The following is a 24,352-nucleotide window of genomic DNA, read 5'->3' on the forward strand; positions in this document are numbered from 1 at the left end:
GGCTGCGCTCATGCGCCCCCTGGACCCCCGGGTTTCGGGAGCAGGCCCCCGGATCCCCGCTCCTCAAACGTCGGAGGGGCTGGAATGTGCGGGCGGGGCTGGGGTTTTCAGCCCGTCCGGCGTTTGAGGACGAGGCCGTTCAGGCCGATGAACCGCCCACCCACTCGCATATGACCCGCTCACCCCAGCCCGTCAACGGGGGTCTGGGGGCGGCAGCCCCAGGGGACGGGAATGGGTAAGGGCGGCGGGGGCCAAGACCCCTCGGTACCATGCCCCGGACGTGATCTATCGGCGGCGAGGAGGCACGCATGGCTGGGGAGCCGCAGGACGACTGTCTGTTCTGCAAGATCGTGGCGGGGCAGATTCCGGCGACCGTGGTACGGCAGACGGAGACGACCGTCGCGTTCCGGGACATCAACCCGCAGGCACCGACGCACGTGCTGATCATCCCCCGGGTGCACTACCCGGACATCGCCACCCTCGGCGCCGCCGAGCCCGGTATCGCCGCGGACCTGCTCCGCGTGTCCGGCGAGGTGGCCGGAGAGGAAAAGCTGGAGAGCTACCGGGTCGTGTTCAACACCGGCAGCGGCGCCGGGCAGACCGTCTTCCACGCGCACGCGCACCTCATCGGCGGGCGCGGGCTCGAATGGCCCCCCGGATAACTCGCCATGTCCGTACGCGAACTGGTGGTCCTCGGTACCGCCAGCCAGGTCCCGACCCGGCACCGCAACCACAACGGGTACGTGCTCCGGTGGGACGGCGAGGGAATCCTCTTCGACCCCGGTGAGGGCACGCAGCGGCAGATGCTGCGTGCCGGAGTCGCCGCCCACGACCTGCACCGGATCTGTGTCACACACTTCCACGGGGATCACTCGCTGGGCCTCGCCGGTGTCATCCAGCGCATCAACCTCGACCGCGTACCGCACGACGTCACCGCGCACTACCCGCGCTCCGGGCAGCGGTTCTTCGACCGGCTGCGGTACGCGACCGCGTATCGCGAGACCGTGCAGCTGGTCCAGGCGCCGGTCGCGGAGGACGGTGTGCTCGCCGACACCCCCTCGTACCGCCTTGAGGCGCGCAGGCTCTCGCATCCCGTCGAGTCGTTCGGGTACCGGCTCGTCGAGCCCGACGGGCGGCGCATGCTGCCGGAGCGGCTGGCCGCGCACGGGATCAAGGGGCCGGACGTCGGGCGGATACAGAGAGAAGGGGCCCTGAGGGGCGTCTCACTCGGGGACGTGAGCGAGGTGCGGCGCGGGCAGCGGTTCGCGTTCGTCATGGACACCCGGCTGTGCGAGGGCGTGTACGCGCTGGCCGACGGCTGCGACATGCTCGTCATCGAGTCGACGTTCCTCGACGAGGAAGCGGAACTCGCCGACGAGTACGGCCACCTGACAGCCGGTCAGGCGGCCGGCGTGGCGCGGGACGCGGGCGTGCGGCACCTCGTGCTGACCCACTTCAGTCAGCGGTACACCGAGCCCGACGAGTTCGAGCGGCAGGCGCGGGCCGCCGGGTACGAGGGGGAGCTGACGGTGGCGCACGACCTGTTGCGGGTGCCGGTACCGAAGCGCAGATAAAACGGCCGTACGATGCGTTAATGCCCCTCCCGAAAGCTGAACTTCACCTGCACATCGAAGGCACCCTGGAACCCGAGCTGGCGTTCGCGCTGGCCGCGCGGAACGGGGTCGGGTTGCCGTACGCCGACACGGACGAGCTCCGTGAGGCGTACCGGTTCGAGGATCTGCAGTCCTTCCTGAACCTGTACTACGAGCTCATGGCCGTCCTGCGGACCGAGCGGGACTTCGGGGACCTGGCCGACGCGTATCTCGCGCGGGCCGCCGCGCAGGGTGTGCGGCACGCCGAGATCTTCTTCGATCCGCAGGCCCACATCGCGCGGGGCGTGGCGATGGGGACGGTGGTGGAGGGGCTGTGGCGTGCGCTCGGCCGGAGCGAGCAGACGCATGGGGTCTCCACCCAGCTGATCATGTGCTTCCTGCGGGACGAGTCCGCCGAGTCGGCGATGGAGACCCTGGAGGCGGCGAAGCCGTATCTCGACCGGATCGTGGGCGTCGGCCTCGACTCCGCGGAGGTCGGGCATCCGCCGGTGAAGTTCCGGGAGGTGTACGAGGCGGCGGCCGGTCTGGGGCTGCGGCGGGTGGCGCACGCGGGGGAGGAGGGGCCGCCGTCGTACATCGTCGAGGCCCTGGACGTGCTCGGGGTCGAGCGGGTCGACCACGGCCTGCGGTGCATGGAGGACGAGGCGCTGGTCGAGCGGCTCGTACGGGAGCGGGTGCCGTTGACGCTCTGCCCGCTGTCGAACGTCCGGCTCCGCGCGGTCGACGCCCTCGCCGACCATCCCCTGCCCGCCATGCTGGACGCCGGGCTGCTGTGCACGGTCAACTCCGATGACCCGGCCTACTTCGGCGGCTACGCGGGCGACAACTTCGACGCGGTGCGCTCGACGCTGGGCCTGAGCGAGGAGCGGCTGCGCGAACTGGCCCGCAACTCGTTCCTGGCGTCCTTCCTGGAGCACGACGAGGAGCGGCGGGCGCGGTACCTCGCCGAGGTGGAGGCGTACGAGTTCGGGTAGCGGCGCCGTCCCGGCCCGGGCGCGTGCGGGTTGGTTCGCGGCGCTGCCGGGAGCGTTCCGTGAGCGCGCCGCCCGAGCTCGGCCTCAGCGCCAGTTGACCGCACCCGACACCCAGGGCGTCGCCGCCTCCACCTTCGCCCGGATCTCCCGCATCACCGAGATGATCTGTTCCTCGTGGCTCGGCGAGAGCCGCGCCACCGGCACCGAGCAGCTGATCGCGTCCTGAGCGGGAGTGTCGTAGCGGAGGGCGAAGCCGAAGCCGACGATGCCCGTGACACCCTCCTCGTGGTCGACGGAGTAGCCGCGGGCGCGCGTCGCGGCGATGTCGGCCAGGAGGGACTCGCGGGTGGTGTGGGTGTTGGGGGTCAGCCGGGCGTACGGGGGCTCGGGGAGGGCGTCGTCGGCGCGTTCCGCCAGGAGGGCCTTGCCCAGGGCGCCCGCGTGGGCGGGGAGGCGGCGGCCCACGCGGCTGATCGTGCGCAGGTACTCGTGGGACTCGCGGGTCGCGAGGTAGGCGACGTCCGTGCCGTCCAGGCGGCCCATGTGGATCGTCTCGCCCAGCGCGTCGGAGGCCTCGTCGAGGTAGGGGCGGACGACGCGGACGCGCGGGTCGGAGTCCAGGTAGCTCGTGCCGGTGAGCAGGGCGCGGATACCGATGCCGTAGAGGGAGCCCGTGGCGTCCGTGCGGACCCAGCCGCGGTTGATCAGGGTCTGGAGCAGGGCGTACATCGAGCTGCGGGGGACCTGGAGCTCGTCCGCCAGTTCCTGGAGGCGTGCGGGGCGGTCGCCGCGGGCGGCCAGGAGTTCCAGCAGGTCGACCGTGCGGGCGGCGGACTTCACCTCGCGTACACCGCGTTCGTCCGTGGGTTCCGACATGAGCTGATCGTAAGGGGATCGCGCACGACCATTGACGGCTGATGTACGACCTTCGCTGAGCGTTGGTGGGCGCTGGGAGGCACGGCACTGCTCCGGGGCCGCTGAGGGTGCCCGTCACGGGGCGCATGCGCGGTCGTACGACGCATGGGGCGGCTCCGGCGCGAGGGGCGGCGCTGTGCGGGGCGGTTGGTGCACACTGGGCCTGATCCGCACCACGCCAGGGAGCACACCGTGATCGCGTCCAAGGGAGAGCGACTGTACCGCCGGCCCCACGTCGACCCCCTCGCCGCTCTGCGCACACCGGGCGACCCGCCGTGGGACGTGTACCTGACCGGCACCGTCTTCCTCGACATCGTCTTCACCGGCCTCGACTTCGCCCCCGTGCGCGGGACCGAGTCCTGGGCGCGTGGCATGGGGTCGAGCCCCGGCGGCGTGGCGAACATGGCGACCGCGCTCGCCCGGCTCGGTCTGCGGACGTCCCTGGCGGCGGCCTTCGGGGACGACCACTACGGGGAGTACTGCTGGGACGCCCTGGAACAGGGCGAGGGCATCGACCTGACCCCCTCCCGCACGGTCCCCGGCTGGCACTCCCCGGTCACTGTCTCCATGGCGTACGAGGGCGAGCGCACGATGGTCTCGCACGGCCACGAGCCGCCGCCGGAGGAGACCGCGCCGGAGTGCCCGCCCCATGCGCGCGCCGCGGTCGCGTCCCTGACGCCCGGAGTGCGCGCCCCCTGGATCGCCCAGGCCGCGGGCAAGGGGACCCGGATCTTCGCCGACGTCGGCTGGGACGACACCGGCCGCTGGGACCTGGCGGGCCTCGCCGACCTGGAGCACTGTGAGGCGTTCCTGCCCAACGCGGCGGAGGCGATGCGCTACACCGGCGCCGACTGTCCCCGTGCGGCCGCGCACGCCCTCACCGAGTATGTGCCGCTCGCTGTGGTCACCCTCGGTGCGCAGGGGGCGTACGCCGTGGACGCGCGGACCGGTGAGACCGCCGAGGTGCCGGCCATCGCCGTCGAGGCGATGGACCCCACGGGGGCGGGGGACGTGTTCGTGGCGGGTTTCGTGGCCGGGACACTGGCCGAGTGGCCGCTGGCGGACCGGCTGGCCTTCGCCGGGCTGACCGCGGCGCTGTCGGTGCAGGAGTTCGGGGGCTCCCTGTCGGCTCCCGGCTGGTCCGAGACGGCCGCGTGGTGGCGGCGGGTGCAGTCGCTGGAGGGCCAGGACCCGGCGGCCCTGCAGCGTTACGCCTTCCTGGAGTCCCTGCTGCCCGATGAGGCGGTCAGCCCGTGGCCGCTGCGGAGGGCGGTGCCGACGATCGGGTTCAAGCGGTCGGCGTGACCAGACGGGTTCGGTCGTGACCAGACGGGTTCGGTTCGGTGAGTTCACGGCGGCGGGATGTCGTCCCAGCCGCCCAGCCGCCCAGCCGCCCAGCCGCCCGGGCGGGCGCGCAGGAGGTTGCCGCCGCAACTCCAGGGGCGCCGGCCCCGGCATCCGGCATCCTGAGCGTCACCAATTAAAGAACGTTCGTTCTTGACTGAACGTTCTTTAATCGCGTACCGTCATCGACATGGGACGACCACGCGCCTTCGACACTGACCAGGCCGTCAGCGCCGCGGCCGCCCTCTTCGCCGCCCACGGCTACGAGGGCACCTCGGTGGACGACCTGGTCACCGCCACCGGCATCCACCGGGGCAGTCTCTACAAGGTGTTCGGCTCCAAGCGGGGCCTGCATCTGACCGCTCTGCGCAACCACCTCGACCGCGAGATCCATCCAGCCGCCGCTGCGATCGCCGCCATCGCCGACCCCGCCCAGGCGCTGACGGCCGCCATCGCCCGGTACGACGACGGCCCGGCCGCCGGACTCCTCCTCCTCGCCGCAGCCGAACGCGCCCCCCATGACCCGGAGGTTGCCGCACTGGTCGCGGAAGGCGTCACCGCACTGGAGGACGCCCTGCGCCCCACCCATGGCGACGCCGCACCCCAACTCGCCTCCACCGTCCTCGGCACCCGCCTGCGCCTGCGCGCCCGCCCGCAGGCCACACCGAAGGAGCACTCACTGACATGGCTGTGATCACCGTCGACCGTGAACGCGCCCTCCTGACCGCCGAATTCCAGGGCCTCGACAAGCTCTGGACGTTGAAGAGCCGCCTTGAGATCCCCCTCGCCCACGTGCGTGGCGCCACCCACGACCCCGGCATCGCACGTGAGCCGAGGGGCATCCGGGTCGCCGGTACCCATATGCCCGGAATGATCACCGCCGGCCGCTTCCGCCGTGGCGGCGAACACCTCTTCTGGGATGTCAGGAACCCGGCCAAGGCGGTCGTCATCGAACTCGCCGACGCAGCGACATATGACCGCCTCATCATCGAGGTCGACGACCCTCGCGCCACCGTGGCCCTCATCGAACAGTCCATCGCCCGGGACGAAGTGTGACGTCAGGCTCGGACACGCCTCGGGAAGGAACGTCGGCCCGACTCCCGCCGCTGCCACGCCAACCCGACCGCGAAAAGCCCTACGGCGTTGTCAGTACCCCGGCGTACCCTGGAAACCGCCAGACCGCCCATGGGGCGGGCGAGTCGTATCGAGGAGGACGAGCAAGGCCTACAGAGCCGGCCCATGACTCAAACACCCACAGCTCACACCTCCGCGCAGGAGCAGGCGAGAGCGCAGTTCACCGTTCCGGCCGCACACCCCATGGTGACCGTGCTGGGTTCCGGAGACTCGCTCCTGCGCGTGATCGAGAAGGCCTTCCCGGCGGTCGATATCCATGTCCGGGGCAATGAGATCAGCGCGGTCGGCGACTCGGGTGAGGTCGCCCTGGTCCAGCGCCTGTTCGACGAGATGATGCTGGTGCTCCGCACCGGACAGCCGATGACGGAGGACGCAGTGGAACGCTCGATCGCCATGCTCAGGGCGAGCGAGAACGGGGAGAGTGACGGCCAGGAAACCCCGGCCGAGGTACTCACGCAGAACATCCTGTCCTCGCGCGGCCGCACGATCCGCCCCAAGACGCTCAACCAGAAGCGTTACGTGGACGCGATCGACAAGCACACCATCGTCTTCGGCATCGGTCCCGCGGGCACGGGCAAGACCTACCTCGCCATGGCCAAGGCGGTCCAGGCCCTCCAGTCCAAGCAGGTCAACCGCATCATCCTGACCCGCCCGGCGGTGGAGGCGGGCGAGCGGCTCGGCTTCCTGCCCGGCACGCTCTACGAGAAGATCGACCCGTACCTGCGTCCGCTGTACGACGCGCTGCACGACATGCTCGACCCGGATTCCATCCCACGGCTCATGGCCGCGGGAACGATCGAGGTCGCGCCGCTCGCGTACATGCGTGGCCGCACGCTCAACGACGCCTTCATCATCCTGGACGAGGCCCAGAACACGAGCCCCGAGCAGATGAAGATGTTCCTCACCCGCCTCGGCTTCGACTCGAAGATAGTGATCACGGGCGATGTCACCCAGGTCGACCTGCCGGACGGCACGAAGTCCGGCCTGCGGCAGGTGCGGGACATCCTGGAGGGCGTCGAGGACGTGCACTTCTCCATCCTGTCGTCCCACGATGTCGTCCGGCACAAGCTGGTCGGCCGTATCGTCGACGCGTACGAGAAGTACGACAGCAAGAACGGCACGCAGAACGGTACCCACAAGGGCCGCGGCAAGGCCGGACACGGGCACAAGGGGAAGTAGACCAGCACGACCATGTCGATCGACGTCAACAACGAGTCCGGAACCGAGGTCGACGAGCAGGCGATCCTCGACATCGCCCGCTACGCGCTCGCACGGATGCGCATCCACCCGCTCTCCGAGCTCTCGGTGATCGTCGTGGACGCCGACGCCATGGAGCAGCTGCACATCCAGTGGATGGATCTGCCCGGGCCCACGGATGTCATGTCCTTTCCGATGGACGAGCTGCGGCCGCCCTCGAAGGACGACGACGAGCCTCCGCACGGGCTCCTCGGTGACATCGTGCTGTGCCCGGAGGTCGCCGCCAAGCAGGGCACGGAAGCGCCCACGCAGCACTCCATGGACGAGGAGCTCCAACTGCTCACCGTCCACGGAGTGCTGCACCTGCTCGGGTACGACCACGAGGCGCCGGACGAGAAGGCCGAGATGTTCGGCCTCCAGGCGGCCATCGTCGACGGCTGGCGCGCGGAGAAGGGCCTGACGGGCCCCTCCCCGGCCCCCACCGTGTCATGAGCGCATCCCTTCTCACCGGCGCCGTCGCGCTGGTCGTCGTGGCCTGGCTCGCCGCCTGCGCGGAGGCGGGCCTCGCGCGCGTCTCCAGCTTCCGAGCCGAGGAGGCCGTACGGTCCGGGCGGCGCGGCAGCGCCAAGCTCGCCCAGGTCGCGGCCGATCCCACCCGCTACCTCAACGTGGCACTGCTCGTGCGCGTCGCCTGCGAGATGGCGGCCGCCGCGCTGATCACGTACGCCTGCCTCCAGGAGTTCGACAAGACCTGGCAGGCCCTCGTCGTCGCCATCGCCGTGATGGTCCTCGTGTCGTACGTCGCCGTCGGGGTGTCGCCGCGCACGATCGGCCGCCAGCACCCGCTGAACACGGCGACGGCCGCCGCGTACGTGCTGCTCCCGCTGGCCCGGATCATGGGCCCGATCCCGCCCCTGCTGATCCTCATCGGTAACGCGCTCACCCCCGGCAAGGGCTTCCGCCGCGGCCCCTTCGCCTCCGAGGCGGAGTTGCGCGCGCTGGTGGACCTGGCCGAGAAGGAGTCCCTGATCGAGGCCGAGGAGCGCCGTATGGTGCACTCCGTCTTCGAGCTCGGCGACACCCTCGTCCGCGAGGTCATGGTCCCGCGGACCGACCTGGTCGTCATCGAGCGTTTCAAGACGATCCGTCAGGCCCTCACCCTGGCCCTGCGCTCCGGCTTCTCCCGCATCCCGGTCACCGGCGAGAGCGAGGACGACATCGTCGGGATCGTGTACCTGAAGGACCTGGCCCGCAAGACCCACATCAGCCGGGACGCCGAGTCCGAGCTGGTCTCCACGGCCATGCGGCCCGCCGCCTTCGTCCCCGACACCAAGAACGCGGGCGACCTGCTGCGCGAGATGCAGCAGGAGCGCAACCACGTCGCCGTCGTCATCGACGAGTACGGCGGCACGGCCGGCATCGTCACCATCGAGGACATCCTCGAGGAGATCGTCGGCGAGATCACCGACGAGTACGACCGTGAGCTGCCCCCGGTGGAGGAGCTCGGCGAGGACCGCTACCGCGTGACGGCCCGCCTCGACATCGGCGACCTCGGCGAGCTGTACGGCATAGAGGCGTACGACGACGAGGACGTGGAGACGGTGGGCGGACTGCTCGCGAAGGCGCTGGGCCGCGTGCCGATCGCCGGTGCCTCGTCCGTCGTGCCCCTGCCGGACGAGCGGGAGCTGCGTCTCACCGCCGAGGCCGCCGCCGGCCGCCGGAACAAGATCGTCACGGTGCTGGTGGAGCCGATCGGGCCGCCCGAGCCCGTGGAGGCGGAGAAGGAGTCCGAGTGACGCCCCAGGAGCTGCGCGCGTTCTGCCTCTCCTTCAACGCGGCAGTGGAGGACTTCCCGTTCAACCCGGAGACCTCGGTCTTCAAGGTCCTGGGCAAGATGTTCGCCCTGACGTACCTGGACGGGCGCCCGCTCACCATCAACCTCAAGTGCGACCCGGAGGACGCCGTACGGCTGCGCGGCGAGTACCCCGGCCTGATCATCCCCGGCTACCACATGAACAAGCGCCACTGGAACACGGTCACGGCCGACGGCGACCTCCCGGACCACATCGTCCGGGAGCTCATCGAGGACTCCTACGACCTGGTGGTGGCCGGCCTGCCACGAGCGGAGCGGCTCCGTCTGGACCGTCCCTGAGCGTCCTGGACCGTCCCTGAGCGTCCTGGACCGTCCCTGAGCGTCCTCGGCAGCGGCTGTCCTCGGCGTGGTGGGGTGAGTGGGCCGGTGGTCGCCGTGCCTCCGTATGCTCGGGGCATGACCGACAACAGCGCGCTCGACCCCGAGGACCGCAAGATCGTCACCCTGGCCCGGTCGGCCCGGGCCCGTAACGGGGTGCCCGAGGGCGCGGCCGTACGGGACGACACGGGGCGTACGTATGTGGCGGGGACCGTCGACCTCGACTCGCTCCGGTTGAGCGCGCTGCGTACGGCCGTCGCGATGGCCGTGGCGTCCGGGGCGAAGTCCCTTGAGGCGGCCGCGGTGGTCACGGAGTCGGAGAACGTGCCGGAGGAGGACCTGGCGGCGGTTCGGGATCTCGGTGGTACGGGGACTCCGGTGTTGGTTGCGGGGCCGGACGGTTCAGTGCGGGGGACTGCGACGGCGGGCTGAGGTGTTGGTGGGGGACCGAGGGTTTGCGGATGCTTGGGGTGTGGCTGGTCGCTCCCCCACTCTCGGCTGCGCTCGAGCGGGGGGACCCCCATCGCGGCGGAGCCGCATATCAGACACAGCCCCGCGCCCCTGAAAGCGCGCAGATTCCCCGCGCCCCTGAAAGCGCGCGCCCCCGCTGGAGTGGATCGGCCGGTAGGCGGACCCTGGACGGGGCGAAAGTCGTGCGTGGGCGACAGAGCCCGGGGACGACGGGACCCGCACTGTTGGACAGAACGGTGCAACCAGTCTCAAGGGCAACGCCGTTCAGTACCCGACCTGGGAACGACTTCGGCCAGTTTCGCGGACCCTTGGAAGAACTGACAGGGCGTGTCTTGCAATCCCGGGTTACCCACGCGTCAATGGAACCCGTTCTTCCGACGGACCGTCAGATTCTGCCGCGTCGCGTGCCGCACCCCGCTCGCGGTGGGTGGTTCGCGCGCACGCGTCTCCCCGCATCCTCTCCAGGCCGGCCCCACCTCGCGGTGCTCGATCTCGATGCCGAGCACCGACCGGTCCGGTGACGAGTCCGCGTGCCCGGAAGGCGACCGTCCCAAGCTCCGCCCCCACATGGCAATTCCCGGACCAGGGAAGGGAACACGATTCAGATGAGACGCAATCGATTCGGGATCAGCGCGGCAATGGTGACCGGTGCGGTCGCCGTCGCAGGGCTCGCCTTCGCCCCCGGCGCCGCGGCCGTCGAGCCGGGGTCCGCGACGATCACCGCCGACTGCGGCCTGTACGGTGGCGGCGGCGCCACCCTCACGGCCACCCAGAACGGCACCTCCGCCACCATCACCCTCAGCTCCGACGAGATCACCGCTCCTCTCGCCATCGGCGCGGACTCCGTCCAGTCCACCCTCACCCTGGTGAAGGCGGGCGGGGGCACGACCGCGTTCACCGGCACCAAGAACCCGGCGATGGCCGCCGGCGACGGGGTCACGGTCGGGCCGATCCCCGGCACCGTCGCTGCCGGGGACAGCCTGGAGGCGTACGGCGGCTCTCTCAAGCTGACGGTCTTCGGGATCACTATCACGTGCACCGCCGAAGGGCCCCAGTCGCCGGGGCCGTTCGTGTTCGAGTGAGCCCTCGCGAGTAAGCCCTCGCGCGTGAACCCTCGCGTGTGCAATGCGTGAAGGCCGGTTCCGTCCCCGGAAGCCTACGGGGACGGAACCGGTCGGGGTTCCTTCGCCCTCCCTTCGCCCCCAAGTGGACTGCGGCGAGCGGGCGTTGGTAGAAGCTGATGACCCATCAGTTCTAGTCCCGCACGTCCATTGACTTCTCACACAACCTGCACATCAATGGCCCCCTGTCGGCGCGGAAGAGCCACTGCGCCCGCATCCCTCAAGGGGGTATCCATGGGATCCATCAGCCGAAGAGGCGTCGTACGAAGACGCCGCCTGGCCGCGCTCCTCGGGGCGACCGCGCTCGCCGTCACCGCCCAGGGGGCGCTCACCGCGCCTGCCGGTGCCGCGAGCGCACGGTCCGCGGACGTGGACTTTGCCACGCACTGCGTTCCGCCGCCGATCGCGGGCATTCCGCCCATCGACGGCACGACCACCGCGCGGATCGCGGTGGACAACGCCACACCGAAGGTGGGCGACACCGTCACCGTGACCTACACGGTGGTCAAACCCGCTGCCAGCAACCCCACCGACCTCGCCCTGCCGGCCGACATCATGACGCCCACCGGCAAGGTCACCCTGGGCGGGGCACAGACAGGGGACATCACGGTCGCGGGGCCGAAGAAGAACGACCCCGTGCCTGGACGGGGCCCCTTCCCCTCGTTCTCCATGACCGGCACCTTCACGGTCACCTCGCCCGGCGCGATCACCCTCTCGCCCGGCGACTACAACATCCACACCAGCTACATCCTCGAACTGGACACCCCCTGCACGGTGACCAACCCGCCCGCGCCGGTCTCCGAGACCGTGACCGCCACGGACGCCGGCCAGCCCAACATCCGTGCCATCTCGCTGGGTTCGGCCTCCGGGAGCCCGGGTGCCCGGGTCACCGTCACCGGCAGCGACTTCACACCGGGGGCGAGGGTCACCCTCGCCGGGCGCGCGGGCGCGGCCCAGACGGCGGACACGGCCACCGTCACCGCGGACGGCCAGGGCGCCTTCAGCGGTGCGCTGACCGTGAACGACAGGGCGACGACGGGCGTCGTGGCGTACGAGGGCGACAGCTGGAGCGACAGCAAGGGCGCCGGACCGGCCGCGTACGTCGTGATCGACGATACTCCCGTCCCGGGGGACAGCCAGAAGATCACGGCCAGGGTCACCGCGGGAACCCTCTCCATGAGCCAGGCCGGGGACACCGTCGACCTCGGCTCCGTCGAGTCCGGTTCCGGCGGCACGGCCGACGGCGACCTGCGGACGGTCACCGTCAAGGACCACCGCGGCGGTACGGCCGGCTGGTCGCTGACCGGCAAGGTCACCGACTTCACCGGTCCGGGGGCGTCCATCCCCGCCTCGAAGCTGAGCTGGACCCCGGCCTGTGCCACCGAGCAGGGCAGCCCGAGCACCTGCCAGGCCGGTTCCGCCGGTCCGGTGGGCAGCGCGGGCGCGACCCTGGCGTCCGCACCCGACGGCACCCGCACCGGCGGTGAGTTCACCGTGGACGCCGAGCTCGCGCTGGAGGTCCCGGCGGCCACGCCGCCCGGTTCGTACGCGGGCGTCCTGACACTCACCCTCACCTGACGCCCGTCGTGGGCCGGGCGCGCACCCGCCCGCCCACCACGTCACCCGAGCAACCGAGCAACCGAGTGCCTGAGCATCCGAGCGCCCGAGCGTCCGTCCGCCGCGCCGTCCGTAGGGGGTCCGCACCCATGCGCAAGCCGTACGCCCTCCTCTCCATCCTCCTGACCGCCCTGCTGCTGCCGCCGGCGCTGCTCTGGCCGGCCGGCCCCTCGTACGCCGCCGACAACGGCAGCTGGTCCGTGTTCCCGGCCTCCTCCGAGATCTCCCAGCGGCCGTACTTCTACGTCACCGCCAATCCCGGCACGACGGTCACGGACAAGGTCGTCGTCGCCAACAAGACGGGCAGACCGCTGACGTTCCGCCTCTACGCGGCCGACGCGTACAACACCGCCCGCGACGGCGGGTTCGCGGTCCGCACGGTGAAGGAGAGGCAGCGCGGAGTGGGTGCCTGGGCGGAGCCCGCGAAGTCCCGGGTGACCGTGCCGGCGCGCGGCCGGGTCACCGTGCCGTTCACCCTGCGCGTGCCCGAGCGGGCCGAACCGGGCGACCATCCGGGCGCGCTGGTGGCCCTCGACATGGGGGTCCCCCCGGTCGAGCGAAGTCGAGAGTGGGGGAGGATCGACGCGGGCGACGGGTCGCTCGCGGTCGGGGTGCAGCGGGCCGTGGGCGCCCGCGTCTACCTGCGGGTGAACGGGCCGACGGTGCCCGCCCTCGCCGTCGAGAAGGTCCGCGTCCGCCACACGCAGCCCCTCGTGCCCGGCACGGGTGACAGCACGGCGACGATCTCGTACACCCTCCACAACACCGGCAACGTCACCCTCAACCCACGCGTCGAGCTGAAGGCCCAGGGCTTCTTCGGTCGTACGCTCCTGTCCCGCGACCTGACCGGAATCCCCTCGGAGCTGCTGCCGGGGCAGCGCGTGCGCCTGGCCGAACCCTGGCGCGGCGCGCCCCAACTCGACTGGGGCGACGTCACGTTGACCGCGTCCGCCGAGGACACCCGCGAGTCGGCCAGCGTGTCGTTCTTCGCGCTGCCGTGGCTGGTGGCGCTGGTGCTGGGGACGGGGCTGGTGGCGGCGGGCGTGGTGGTCCGGGTGCGGCGGCGCAGGGCGCTCCGCTGAAAGGGCCGCCTCAAGACCGCGTCTGAAGGGGCCGCCTCAGAGCGCGTCGGGGCCGTGTTCGCCCGTCCGCACGCGTACGACGGTCTCGACGGGCACGATCCACACCTTGCCGTCGCCGATCTTGCCGGTCCGGGCGGCCCTGACCACGGCGTCGACGGCCGCCTCGGCGTCCGCGTCCTCGACGACGGCCTCGATGCGCACCTTGGGGACGAGATCGACGCGGTACTCGGCGCCCCGGTACACCTCGGTGTGGCCGCGCTGGCGGCCGTAACCGCTTGCCTCGGTGACGGTGAGACCGTGGACGCCGAGTTCCCGGAGCGCGGTCTTGACCTCGTCGAGACGGTGCGGCTTGACGACGGCGGTGATGAGCTTCATGCCTGCCTGCTGACCTTCTGCGCGCTGGGGACGGACGATGCGGATGCGGATGCGGATGCGGATGCGGATGGGGATGCGGACGCGGTGACCGGGACGCCGTGGCCCGGGACGCCGTGATCGTAGGCCGTTTCGGCGTGCACCGTAAGGTCCGGGCCGGTGTGCACCTGATGGCGAAGGCGGCTGTGCGGTGGGGCTTCGGGGATCAGGGACAATGGGCGCCATGAGCGTTCGCACCCAGACCCCCGAGCCGTCGGAGTCCCCGGAGTCCTCGGGCTCCGTCCACCGCGCGGGCTTCGCCTGTTTCGTGGGCCGCCCCAACGCGGGCAAGTCCACCCTCACGAACGCTCTGGTCGGGCAGAAGGTGGCGATCACCTCGAACCGCCCGCAGACGACGCGGCACACGGTACGGGGCATCGTGCACCGGCCGGAGGCGCAGCTGATCCTGGTGGACACCCCGGGGCTGCACAAGCCGCGCACACTGCTGGGGGAGCGGCTGAACGACGTGGTGCGCACCACGTGGGCCGAGGTGGACGTGATCGGCTTCTGTCTGCCGGCCGACCAGAAGATCGGCCCCGGCGACCGCTTCATCGCGAAGGAGCTGGCCGGGATCAAGAAGACCCCGAAGGTCGCGATCGTCACGAAGACGGACCTGGTCGACCCCAAGGCCCTGGCCGAACAGCTGATCGCGATCGACCAGCTGGGCAAGGAGCTGGGCATCGAGTGGGCCGAGATCGTGCCCGTGTCGGCGGTCGGCGACAAGCAGGTGAACCTGCTGGCGGACCTCCTGATCCCGCTCCTCCCCCCGGGCCCTGCGCTCTACCCCGAGGGCGACCTGACGGACGAGCCCGAGCAGGTCATGGTGGCCGAGCTGATCCGCGAGGCGGCGCTGGAGGGCGTACGGGACGAGCTTCCGCACTCCATCGCGGTGGTCGTGGAGGAGATGCTCCCCCGCGAGGACCGCCCGGCGGACAAGCCGCTGCTGGACATCCACGCGAACCTCTACATCGAGCGCTCCAGCCAGAAGGGCATCATCATCGGCCCCAAGGGCAAGCGTCTGAAGGACGTCGGCATCAAGTCCCGCAAGCACATCGAGGCGCTGCTCGGTACGCCGGTGTTCCTCGACCTCCATGTGAAGGTCGCCAAGGACTGGCAGCGGGACCCGAAGCAGCTGCGGCGGCTGGGCTTCTAGCACCGTTGCAGTACTAGGGCCCGTCGTCACATTCCCGTCGTCGCCCAAGGACGGCCCCGCGGCGTCACGGGACCACCGGCAGCGTCGCCTCCGTCAGCGTGGCCAGGCGGGCCGCCAGTACCCGCGCCCACGCCCGGTAGCCCTCCGCCGACGGATGGAACCGGTCCCTGGCCAGCCACTCGCCCGGGAGGTCCGGCGGGCCCCCGGACGGCAGGTGGAAGACGGCGACTCCCCTCGCGGCCGCCGTCCTCAACTGCCTGTCCAGGAGCCCGACGTAGAGTCCGAGTGGTACTCGGACCCGGCTGGGGAGTGCCTCCAGGCGGGCCAGCGACGGGAGGCCCGCGAAGACCACCGGGACGTCCTCGCCGAGCCGTAGCCGGACGTCACGGATCAGGCGCTCCGCCTCCCGGCGGAACGCCCGCGGCCGGCGCAGCCGCATCGCGTCGTTCGTGCCCGCCACCACCAGCACCACGTCCGGGCGCCAGCGGGCCGTCGGGTCCGTCAGGCCCGGCAGCAGGCCCTGGCGGACCGTCGACAGCGAGGCCCCCGCCTTCGCCGCCACCCGCCACGACACCGCCCGCCCGGTCATGGCCGACACGGCCGCCGCCAGCTGCCCCGCCATGGCCTCCCGGTGGTCCGCCGCCCCGACCCCCGCGGCCACCGAGTCCCCGATCACCGCGAGCCGCAGGGCCGGCTCCCTGCCTTCCGTGAGCCCCGAGTCGTCCCCCGCGGCCTCGGGCAGCCGTACCAGCCGCCCGCGCATCCCTTTCGTGAACATCACGACCCCCTCGCCCGCAATCCATAACGGCGTTATATCCATAACAACGTTATGCTGTGGTCCGTGTCAAGTCGCAGCCAGGAACCGGCCAGTCCGGTTCGCCGCCTCCTCCTCGACGAAGCCGCCCGCGTCCTGGCCGAGGAGGGCCCCGCCGCGCTCAGCGCCCGTCGCCTCGTCAAGGCCGTCGGGGCGTCGACGATGGCCGTGTACACGCACTTCGGATCGATGCCGGCGCTGGTGCGCGAGGTGATGCGGGAAGGCGTCGAACGGTTCCTGGGCAGGGTGGACGCTGTCGCGCCGGGGACCGATCCCGTCCTCGAACTCACCGAACTCTGCCGCGTCTACCAGGAGTTCGCCCGCGCCGAACCCGACGTGTACGCCGTGATGTTCGGCGGCTCCACCCTCGCCGGGTTCGAACTCACCCAGGGGGACCGGCAGATGGGCGTGGCCCTGCTACGGCACCCGCGGGACGCCATCCGCCGCTGCATCGCCTCCGGACGGTTCCGCGCGGACGCCGACGCCGACCTCCTGGTCCGGCAGCTGTTCGTCCAGATGCACGGCCTTGCCCAACTCGCCCACGCCGGTTACATCCTGGGCATCTACGGCCCGGACGACGTGCTCGCCGGACTGCTGCGGGACTTCGCGGTGGCGGCCGGCGACGACCCGGAACGGGCGGCTCGCTCCGTGCGGTCAGGACTAGGGTGACGGGACCCGACCGGTCACGGTGCCGGAGCCGGAGCCGGAGCCGCCCTGGTCATCCCTGGGCGGCTCGTGGTCATCCCTGGGCCGCCCTGGTCATCCTCCGGTCCGCTGCCGGCTCCGCAGCCCGTCCCGCAGCCACGCGTACGACGCCTTGGGCGTCCGCTCCAGCGTGTCGTAGTCGACGTGGACGAGGCCGAAGCGGCGCGCGAACCCCTCCGCCCACTCGAAGTTGTCGAGCAGGGACCACACGAAATAGCCGCGGACGTCCACGCCCGCCTCCATCGCACGGTGCAGCGCCCGGAGATGTCCGTCGAGGTAGGTGATCCGCTCCTGGTCGTCGACGCCCTCGTACGAGCAGCCGTTCTCGGTGATGACGACGGGAGGCAGGCGGTCGCCGAACCGCTCGGCGAATCCCGTGAGCAGCTCCGTGAGGCCCTCCGGCACCACCGGCCAGCCGAAGTCCGTCACGGGGTACCCCTCGATCTCCCTGACGGAGAAGGGCAGTTCGGCCGGGATCGTCAGCCCGCCGAACTCGATGTCCTCGCCCTGGGGGGCGCCCACCCGGGTCGGCGCGTAGTAGTTGATGCCGTACCAGTCCAGTGGCTCCCCGATCACCTTGAGATCGGCCGACACGTCCCCGGGCATCAGGTCACCGACGCCCTCGGGGTATTCGCCCAGCAGGACGGGGTCGGAGAACATCCGGTTCAGCAGCAGGTCGTAGAACCCCGCCGCCTCCAGGTCCCCCTGCTCCCGCGAGGCCGGCCAGGTCGGCCCGTGCGAGTTGGCGATCCCGATGTCGTCGGCTCCGGCCGCGCGCAGGGCCTGCACACCCAGCCCGTGGGCCAGGAGCTGGTGGTGGGCGGCCGGCAGCGCGTCGAACATCAGCTGCCTGCCCGGTGCGTGCGCGCCGAGCGCATGCCCGAACAGGGTGTGTTCGGCGGGCTCGTTGATCGTGATCCACTTCTTCACGCGGTCGCCGAGACGTTCGGCGACGACCGACACGTACTCCGCGAAACGCGCGGCCGTGTCCCGCTCCAGCCAGTCCAGAGTGACCGGCAGGTCCCAGTGGAAGAGGGTCGGGACGGGCCGCACGCCCGCCCCGCACAGCTCGTCCACCAAGCGGTCGTAGAAGTCCAGGCCGCCCTCGGAACGCACCCGAGGCCAGGAGACCGAGAAGCGGTACGCGTCCACGCCCAGGCCGGACAGGAGCGCGACGTCCTCGCGGTAGCGGTGGTAGTGGTCGGGGGCCGTCGCCGCGGTCGACCCGTCCTTGATCCGTCCGGGCTCGGCGCTGAAGGCGTCCCACACGGAGGGCTCGCGCTCGCCCGCCGCACCCTCGATCTGGTGGGCCGAGGTCGACACGCCCCACAGGAAGTCGGACGGGAACTGGGATATCGGGTTCGTCGCCATGCGCGGATCATCCGTACCGGCGGTAACGGAAGTCAACGCATCCGAGTGAACCGCGTCCGAGTGAACCGCGTCCGAGTGAACCGGCCGTTACGCCCCCTCCTTCAGCACCCTTGAGATCAGCTTGCGCTGTTCCTCCGTGAGCCGGGGGTCGGAGCAGTACACCGTCCTGTCGTTCACGGTGATCTGGTAGCTGAAGCCGTCCGGCACCCCGATCGGGGGCGTGCCCCGGCCGTCGGCGACCGCCTGCTCGGCCAGGGCATGCCACTCCTGGGCATCGGCGCGCCCCGAGGTCTCCACCTCGGCGAACCGCTCGATGCCCGCGAAACCGCCCGTGCGCCTCACCTGAATACGCATGGGTCTTGTCTAGTACGGAACTACACCGTCCGCACCCCGACCTGCTCCCAGGCCTTCAGCACGGCCCGCAGCTCCTCGCCCTCGTTGTACCGGGCCCGCGCCGCCGCCACCGTGAGCTTCGCGAAGTCGCCGAAACTGGCCTTCTCCTTCAGCTCACCGCCCGTCAGCACGTCATACCAGATCTGCCCGGCCCGCTCCCAGGCGTGCCCGCCGAGCTCGGTGGCGGCCAGGTAGAACGCGTGGTTCGGGATGCCGGAATTGATGTGGACGCCACCGTTGTCGCGGCCGGTGCGCACGTAGTCGTCCATCGTCGCGGGCTGCGGGTCCTTGCCGAGGACGTCGTCGTCGTACGCCGTGCCGGGAGCCTTCATGGAGCGCAGGGCGACGCCGGTGACACGCGGGGCGAGCAGGCCCGCGCCGATCAGCCAGTCGGCCTCGGCGGCGGTCTGGCCGAGCGTGTACTGCTTGATCAGCGCGCCGAAGACGTCCGACATCGACTCGTTGAGCGCGCCCGGCTGGCCGAAGTACGTGAGGTTCGCCGTGTACTGGGTGACGCCGTGCGCGAGTTCGTGGCCGATGACGTCGACCGGGATGGTGAAGTCGAGGAAGATCTCGCCGTCACCGTCCCCGAAGACCATCTGCTCGCCGTTCCAGAAGGCGTTGTTGTACTCGCGGTCGTAGTGCACGGTCGCGTCCAGCGGCAGGCCGTTGCCGTCGATCGAGTCCCGCTCGTACGCCTTGAGGAACAGCTCGAAGGTCGCGCCCAGGCCCGCGTACGCGCGGTTGACCGTGGCGTCCTTGCCGGGCTTGTCGCCCTCGCCGCGCACCTTGCGGCCGGGCAGGGCGGTGCCGTGCCCGGCGTCGTAGACGGTGCGGTGCGGCTTCCCGGCCTCCGCCCCGGCGGGCGCGGCGACGGCCGGTGCGCCGATGACCGTGGTCAGACGGCGGTGGGTGCGCTCCAGGGCGTCGCGCTCCAGGGTCCGGCGGGCGGGACCGGCGAGAGCGGGGTCCTCGTGCTGGGCCAGCTTGTCGAGGACGTGCGGCGGTACGACGGTGCAGAAGACGGGCTCGTGGCCCCCGTTGGTTTTCATGCCCGGAACCCTTGCACTGAGTTATCGGGCTGTCACTACCTGCAACCATGATTGGTGAAATGTGGTGACACGGGTGTCGCTTCTCTGTGTGGATGTGACGTCGGAGTGGTATAGGGCACTTTTCGCCCCGTTCCTCCCCTTGGCCCCTTACTGATCCCGCATACTGATACGGCCCTCCGCACAGAGCGAGGCTCGGCTATGCTCCGCAGCATCATGCATTTCGGGCTGCTCCTCCTTAGCTGCCGCGGCGAGGGCCTGTAGTCGAGGCCGACCCCCTCCCCGCGGAGTTCGGCGTTGCGCCGTCGGCCGTCCACTCGGACATCCTGAGGAGCCCGAAGCATCATGGCGAACCGCCAGCAGCCCACCTCCATGCCGGTCCACAAGTACCGTCCGTACGACCAGGTCGACATCGCCGACCGGACCTGGCCGAACAACCGGATCACCCAGGCGCCGCGGTGGCTCTCCACCGACCTGCGCGACGGCAACCAGGCCCTGATCGACCCCATGTCGCCCGCCCGCAAGCGCGAGATGTTCGACCTGCTGGTGAAGATGGGCTACAAGGAGATCGAGGTCGGCTTCCCCGCCTCCGGCCAGACCGACTTCGACTTCGTACGCTCGATCATCGAGGAGCCGGGCGCCATCCCGGACGACGTCACCATCTCCGTACTGACCCAGGCCCGTGAGGACCTGATCGAGCGGACGGTCGAGTCACTGAAGGGCGCCAGGCGCGCCACCCTCCACCTCTACAACGCCACCGCTCCCGTCTTCCGCCGGGTCGTCTTCCGCGGCTCCAAGGACGACATCAAGCAGATCGCCGTCGACGGCACCCGCCTGGTGATGGAGTACGCGGAGAAGCTGCTGGGCCCGGAGACCGAATTCGGCTACCAGTACAGCCCCGAGATCTTCACCGACACCGAGCTGGACTTCGCGCTGGAGGTCTGCGAGGCGGTCATGGACGTCTGGCAGCCCGGTCCCGGCCGCGAGATCATCCTCAACCTGCCCGCCACCGTGGAGCGGTCGACGCCGTCCACGCACGCGGACCGCTTCGAGTGGATGGGCCGCAACCTGTCCCGCCGCGAGCACGTCTGCCTGTCGATCCACCCGCACAACGACCGCGGCACCGCTGTCGCCGCCGCCGAGCTGGCGCTGATGGCCGGCGCCGACCGTGTCGAGGGCTGTCTGTTCGGGCAGGGCGAGCGCACCGGCAACGTCGACCTGGTCACCCTGGGCATGAACCTGTTCTCCCAGGGCGTCGACCCGCAGATCGACTTCTCCGACATCGACGAGATCCGTCGTACGTGGGAGTACTGCAACCAGATGGAGGTGCACGCACGCCACCCGTACGTCGGCGACCTCGTCTACACCTCCTTCTCCGGCTCCCACCAGGACGCCATCAAGAAGGGCTTCGACGCGATGGAGGCCGACGCGGCGGCCAAGGGCGTCACGGTCGACGACATCGAGTGGGCCGTGCCGTACCTGCCCATCGACCCCAAGGACGTCGGCCGCTCCTACGAGGCCGTCATCCGCGTCAACTCGCAGTCCGGCAAGGGCGGGATCGCCTACGTTCTGAAGAACGACCACAAGCTGGACCTGCCCCGCCGTATGCAGATCGAGTTCTCGAAGATCATCCAGGCGAAGACGGACGCCGAGGGCGGCGAGGTCACCCCGAAGGACATCTGGGCGACCTTCCAGGACGAGTACCTGCCGAACCCGGCGAACGCCTGGGGCCGCCTCCAGGTACGCAACAACCAGTCGACCACCGACACGGACGGCGTGGACACCCTCACCGTCGAGGCCGAGGTCGACGGCGCGGAGACCACCCTGGTCGGCACCGGCAACGGTCCGATCTCGGCGTTCTTCCACGCGCTGCAGGGCATCGGCGTCGACGCCCGCCTGCTGGACTACCAGGAGCACACGATGAGCGAGGGCGCCTCCGCGCAGGCCGCCTCGTACATCGAGGTCGCGATCGGCGACAAGGTCCTCTGGGGCATCGGCATCGACGCGAACACGACACGCGCCTCGCTGAAGGCGGTCGTCTCCGCCGTCAACCGCGCGACCCGCTGACGCGAAAGTCCGGCCGTTTCACGGCCGGGCTCACAGCCCCGTGTCCCGTCAGGGGCGCGGGGCTGTGACACGATGCGGCTCCGCCGCCAGGGCGCGATCAACCACGACGGACTCGCGGTTCGAGACGGCGTGCAGTCTCGAATTCAGGGGCGCGGGGCTGTGCCGATATGCGGTTCCGCCGCGTGGGCCCGACAAGCCACCGGCGAGCCGCGGTTTCAAGACGGAGTCCCCCGGACGCCCCGCACTCAGGCCCGCCCCACGACGACCCGCACTCCCAGAACCGCTCACCCAGCGGAGCGACTACGTCGCATACCGGCCATTCGTTCGTCAGATCACGAACGGGTCTCTTCCCGAGGGCTGACTCCACCTCGACAATGTGGCTAACATCACGGGGCGCGGCGATGGTGCCGCGGCGCTGGGAGGTGCGACGTGCAGCCAGACGGACGGGACGGCCGGGGTGCCCACGAGACCCGCGCGCCCCACGTACCGGGCTCCCGTACGGCCGGTACGGCGAGCCGCACGATGACCCGCCTGAACCGCGTCCTGGGCACACGCACCGCATGGACGCCGGTCGGCGACGGCGAGTTCTTCTGCCCCGGATGCGGGGGCGACCGTAACTACCAGCGCCTCGTGGGCCGCCGCCGCCTCACCCTCGCGGGCGTCCCCCTCGTCCCGCGCGGCGAGACGGGCCCGGTCGTGGAGTGCGCGGCCTGCCGCCACCACTACGGCACCGAGGTCCTGGACCACCCGACCACCACCCGCTTCTCCGCGATGCTGCGGGACGCCGTCCACACCGTCGCGCTCGCCGTCCTGGCCGCCGGGGCCCCCTGCGCCCCCACCGCCCTGTCGACCGCCGCGGGCGCGGTGCGCTCGGCCGGCTTCGACGACTGCACGATGGAAGCGCTCGGCGCCCTCGTTGAGGCCCTCGCCGCCGACACGGGCCGCGTCTTCGGCGAGCCCTGCGGTCCGGGCCTCGCCATAGAGCTCCACGAGGCACTGGACCCCCTCGCCCCTCACCTCGCCGCGCCCGGCCGCGAGACCATCCTGCTCCACGGCGCCCGCATCGCCCTCGCCGACGGCCCGTACACACCGGCCGAACGGGACGTCCTGTCCACGGTCGGGGCGGCCCTCACGATGACCGCGGACGACGTCACCCGCCTGCTGCTGGCGGCGGCCCGTACTCCCTCGTAGAGCCACCCGTACGTGACGCGGCCGGTTCTCCCGGGCGTCAACACCCGGGCAGCTCAGTGGTATTGCCGCGTTTCACCGGAAACCGTAGGTTCACCTGGACATCCGACGTCCCATTTCCGCCTCATGTCCAGGAGAGCCGCCTTGTCTGCCACGAGCCGTACGGCCGCGTTGTCCGCCTCCTCCGCCGCGGGACTGCTCACCGCGCTCACCGCCCTTGCCGTCACCGCCGGGACGAGCCCCGCCGCGGCCCTGCCCCTGCCCTCTCGCGGCTGCACCTCCTCCGTGCCGTACACGGCGGGGGAGGGTGGTTACGACACGTACCGGATCCCGGCGACGATCACCACGCCCGGCGGTGCCGTGCTCGCCTTCGCCGAGGGAAGACGCAACAGCGCGAGCGACACGGGCAGCATCGACGTCGTCCTCAGACGCTCGATCGACGGTGGCTGCACATGGGGGCCGACGAAGGTGGTGACGGCGGGCAAGGGGAACACGCGGGGCAACCCGGCGCCGGTCGTGGACCCGCGCACCGGCCGCATCGTCCTCGTGACGTCCTACAACAGCGGCGCGGTGACCGAGGCGCAGATCATGCGGGGCGAGGTGACGCCGGAGCAGAGCCGCCGCGCCTTCGTCCAGACGAGCAAGGACGACGGCCGCAGCTTCACCGCTCCGCGGGACATCACGGCGGACGTGAAGCTCCCGGACTGGCGCTGGTACGCGACGGGTCCGGGCCACGCCGTCGCCCTCACCCGCGGCCCGCACGCCGGCCGCCTGGTGATCCCCGCCAACCACTCCGCGGCGCCGCCCGTCGGCTCCCCCGACACGGGCCAGGAGCCGAAGTACTACGGCGCCCACGCCTTCTACTCCGACGACGGCGGTGCGAACTGGCGGCTGGGCTTCGTGGACGACTCGTACGACGGGTACGACAACGCGAACGAGAGCATCGCCGCCGAACTCCCCGACGGGCGCCTGTACTTCAGCTCCCGTGACCAGAACGGCACGAGTACCGGCAACCGTCTGGACGCGTACTCCGAGGACGGCGCCGCGACCCTGACCCGCCCCTACACGGTCCAGCCCACGCTGAACGACGTCCCGGTCGTCCAGGGCAGCGTCCTGCAGGTGAAGAACGGCCCCCTCCTCTTCTCCGGGCCCTCCGTCCCGACGGCCCGCCAGTCCATGGCGATCTGGCGCAGCGGGAACGCGGGCGCGACGTTCACCAAGGCGAAGACCCTGTCGACGTCGCGCGCCGCGTACTCCGATCTCGTACAGCTCGGCGGCAGCCGAGTGGGCCTCCTGTACGAGACGGGGGTGTCGGGGACGTACGAGCGGATCGAGTTCCGGCGTGTGGCGATGGCTGAGCCGGCGGGTTAGCGCCCGCCGGGCCCGGGCCCGGGTTTCCTCGCCCCCGCCGCCCCTACCCATTCCCGTCCCTTCCCTGGGGGCTGCCGCCCCCGGACCCCCGCTTGTCGGCCTGAACGGCCTCGTCCTCAAACGCCGGACGGGCTGAAAACCCCAGCCCCTGGGGAAGGGACGGGTAGGGGC

General features: G+C 70.9%; 25 protein-coding genes. 19 read left to right on the forward strand and 6 right to left on the reverse strand.

Annotated features, from left to right (window positions below; translation table 11 throughout):
* The first annotated feature begins 308 nt into the window (after positions 1-308).
* The 3 genes from FPZ41_RS29360 to FPZ41_RS29370 are packed head-to-tail and all read left to right on the forward strand — an operon-like array spanning position 309 to position 2,587.
* Complete coding sequence (locus FPZ41_RS29360; RefSeq protein WP_152866680.1) at positions 309-662, forward strand: histidine triad nucleotide-binding protein; 354 nt, start codon at positions 309-311, stop codon at positions 660-662.
* Between the two features lie 6 nt (positions 663-668).
* Entirely contained in the window at positions 669-1,574 is a 906-nt protein-coding gene (locus FPZ41_RS29365; RefSeq protein WP_152866681.1) for a ribonuclease Z, read from the forward strand.
* A 20-nt stretch (positions 1,575-1,594) separates the two neighbouring features.
* Entirely contained in the window at positions 1,595-2,587 is a 993-nt protein-coding gene (locus FPZ41_RS29370) for an adenosine deaminase (RefSeq protein WP_152866682.1), read from the forward strand.
* Positions 2,588-2,671: 84 nt separating this feature from the next.
* Here the strand turns inward: FPZ41_RS29370 and FPZ41_RS29375 are convergent, their stop codons facing one another.
* Positions 2,672-3,463: an IclR family transcriptional regulator gene (locus tag FPZ41_RS29375; protein WP_152866683.1), complete on the reverse strand. Its 792-nt coding sequence runs from the start codon at positions 3,461-3,463 to the stop codon at positions 2,672-2,674.
* A gap of 231 nt (positions 3,464-3,694) precedes the next feature.
* Here FPZ41_RS29375 and FPZ41_RS29380 point away from each other — a divergent pair, with 231 nt between their 5' ends.
* The 11 genes from FPZ41_RS29380 (at position 3,695) to FPZ41_RS29435 (ending at position 13,659) form a co-directional block, all read left to right on the forward strand.
* Positions 3,695-4,807, forward strand: a complete 1,113-nt coding sequence (locus tag FPZ41_RS29380) for a carbohydrate kinase family protein (protein ID WP_322620878.1) — start codon at positions 3,695-3,697, stop codon at positions 4,805-4,807.
* 229 nt (positions 4,808-5,036) lie between these two features.
* Complete coding sequence (locus FPZ41_RS29385) at positions 5,037-5,540, forward strand: TetR/AcrR family transcriptional regulator (RefSeq protein WP_152866685.1); 504 nt, start codon at positions 5,037-5,039, stop codon at positions 5,538-5,540.
* Complete coding sequence (locus FPZ41_RS29390) at positions 5,531-5,902, forward strand: hypothetical protein (RefSeq protein ID WP_152866686.1); 372 nt, start codon at positions 5,531-5,533, stop codon at positions 5,900-5,902. Before FPZ41_RS29385 ends, FPZ41_RS29390 begins: the two co-directional genes overlap by 10 nt.
* Before the next feature lie 183 nt (positions 5,903-6,085).
* Positions 6,086-7,159, forward strand: coding sequence for a PhoH family protein (locus FPZ41_RS29395; protein WP_131570883.1), 1,074 nt, complete (start codon positions 6,086-6,088; stop codon positions 7,157-7,159).
* 12 nt (positions 7,160-7,171) lie between these two features.
* Positions 7,172-7,669 (forward strand): rRNA maturation RNase YbeY, encoded by a 498-nt coding sequence (gene ybeY, locus FPZ41_RS29400; protein ID WP_131570885.1) that lies wholly within the window; start codon positions 7,172-7,174, stop codon positions 7,667-7,669.
* On the forward strand, positions 7,666-8,973 hold the full coding sequence (locus FPZ41_RS29405; protein WP_131570886.1) for a hemolysin family protein: 1,308 nt from the start codon (positions 7,666-7,668) through the stop codon (positions 8,971-8,973). The genes ybeY and FPZ41_RS29405 overlap by 4 nt, the downstream gene beginning before the upstream one ends.
* A complete protein-coding gene (locus FPZ41_RS29410) occupies positions 8,970-9,329 on the forward strand; it encodes an MmcQ/YjbR family DNA-binding protein (RefSeq protein ID WP_322620879.1) in 360 nt (119 codons plus the stop codon). Before FPZ41_RS29405 ends, FPZ41_RS29410 begins: the two co-directional genes overlap by 4 nt.
* Positions 9,330-9,446: 117 nt before the next feature.
* Positions 9,447-9,800, forward strand: a complete 354-nt coding sequence (locus FPZ41_RS29415) for a cytidine/deoxycytidylate deaminase family protein (RefSeq protein ID WP_152866687.1) — start codon at positions 9,447-9,449, stop codon at positions 9,798-9,800.
* A 644-nt stretch (positions 9,801-10,444) separates the two neighbouring features.
* The gene (locus FPZ41_RS29425) at positions 10,445-10,921 is read left to right on the forward strand and encodes a hypothetical protein (protein WP_152866689.1); all 477 of its coding nucleotides are present in this window, start codon (positions 10,445-10,447) and stop codon (positions 10,919-10,921) included.
* A 273-nt stretch (positions 10,922-11,194) separates the two neighbouring features.
* Complete coding sequence (locus tag FPZ41_RS29430) at positions 11,195-12,538, forward strand: WxL domain-containing protein (RefSeq protein WP_194236244.1); 1,344 nt, start codon at positions 11,195-11,197, stop codon at positions 12,536-12,538.
* Positions 12,539-12,666: 128 nt separating this feature from the next.
* Entirely contained in the window at positions 12,667-13,659 is a 993-nt protein-coding gene (locus FPZ41_RS29435) for a WxL protein peptidoglycan domain-containing protein (protein ID WP_152866690.1), read from the forward strand.
* 36 nt (positions 13,660-13,695) lie between these two features.
* Here FPZ41_RS29435 and FPZ41_RS29440 read toward each other — a convergent pair whose 3' ends face one another.
* The gene (locus tag FPZ41_RS29440; RefSeq protein WP_152866691.1) at positions 13,696-14,034 is read right to left on the reverse strand and encodes a P-II family nitrogen regulator; all 339 of its coding nucleotides are present in this window, start codon (positions 14,032-14,034) and stop codon (positions 13,696-13,698) included.
* A 211-nt stretch (positions 14,035-14,245) separates the two neighbouring features.
* Between FPZ41_RS29440 and era the strand changes: the two genes are divergently transcribed.
* Entirely contained in the window at positions 14,246-15,223 is a 978-nt protein-coding gene (gene era, locus FPZ41_RS29450; protein ID WP_131569569.1) for a GTPase Era, read from the forward strand.
* Positions 15,224-15,287: 64 nt separating this feature from the next.
* Here era and FPZ41_RS29455 read toward each other — a convergent pair whose 3' ends face one another.
* Complete coding sequence (locus tag FPZ41_RS29455) at positions 15,288-16,001, reverse strand: SGNH/GDSL hydrolase family protein (protein WP_165935175.1); 714 nt, start codon at positions 15,999-16,001, stop codon at positions 15,288-15,290.
* Positions 16,002-16,064: 63 nt separating this feature from the next.
* Here FPZ41_RS29455 and FPZ41_RS29460 point away from each other — a divergent pair, with 63 nt between their 5' ends.
* Positions 16,065-16,706 (forward strand): TetR/AcrR family transcriptional regulator, encoded by a 642-nt coding sequence (locus tag FPZ41_RS29460; protein ID WP_194236245.1) that lies wholly within the window; start codon positions 16,065-16,067, stop codon positions 16,704-16,706.
* 90 nt (positions 16,707-16,796) lie between these two features.
* On the opposite strand, the gene FPZ41_RS29465 is transcribed toward FPZ41_RS29460, so the two are convergent.
* From FPZ41_RS29465 to FPZ41_RS29475, 3 genes are all read right to left on the reverse strand, one after another.
* The gene (locus tag FPZ41_RS29465) at positions 16,797-18,113 is read right to left on the reverse strand and encodes a GH1 family beta-glucosidase (protein ID WP_152866694.1); all 1,317 of its coding nucleotides are present in this window, start codon (positions 18,111-18,113) and stop codon (positions 16,797-16,799) included.
* An 87-nt stretch (positions 18,114-18,200) separates the two neighbouring features.
* A complete protein-coding gene (locus FPZ41_RS29470) occupies positions 18,201-18,467 on the reverse strand; it encodes a protealysin inhibitor emfourin (protein ID WP_131569577.1) in 267 nt (88 codons plus the stop codon).
* A 20-nt stretch (positions 18,468-18,487) separates the two neighbouring features.
* Complete coding sequence (locus FPZ41_RS29475) at positions 18,488-19,558, reverse strand: M4 family metallopeptidase (RefSeq protein ID WP_152866695.1); 1,071 nt, start codon at positions 19,556-19,558, stop codon at positions 18,488-18,490.
* A gap of 342 nt (positions 19,559-19,900) precedes the next feature.
* Between FPZ41_RS29475 and leuA the strand changes: the two genes are divergently transcribed.
* From leuA to FPZ41_RS29495, 3 genes are all read left to right on the forward strand, one after another.
* Entirely contained in the window at positions 19,901-21,622 is a 1,722-nt protein-coding gene (gene leuA, locus FPZ41_RS29485; RefSeq protein WP_152866696.1) for a 2-isopropylmalate synthase, read from the forward strand.
* A 522-nt stretch (positions 21,623-22,144) separates the two neighbouring features.
* Positions 22,145-22,813, forward strand: coding sequence for a tellurite resistance TerB family protein (locus FPZ41_RS29490; protein WP_152866700.1), 669 nt, complete (start codon positions 22,145-22,147; stop codon positions 22,811-22,813).
* Between the two features lie 141 nt (positions 22,814-22,954).
* Positions 22,955-24,181, forward strand: a complete 1,227-nt coding sequence (locus FPZ41_RS29495; RefSeq protein ID WP_228023054.1) for a sialidase family protein — start codon at positions 22,955-22,957, stop codon at positions 24,179-24,181.
* Positions 24,182-24,352 lie beyond the last annotated feature (171 nt).

The organism is Streptomyces acidicola, from assembly GCF_009377235.1.
Lineage (GTDB): Bacteria > Actinomycetota > Actinomycetes > Streptomycetales > Streptomycetaceae > Streptomyces > Streptomyces acidicola.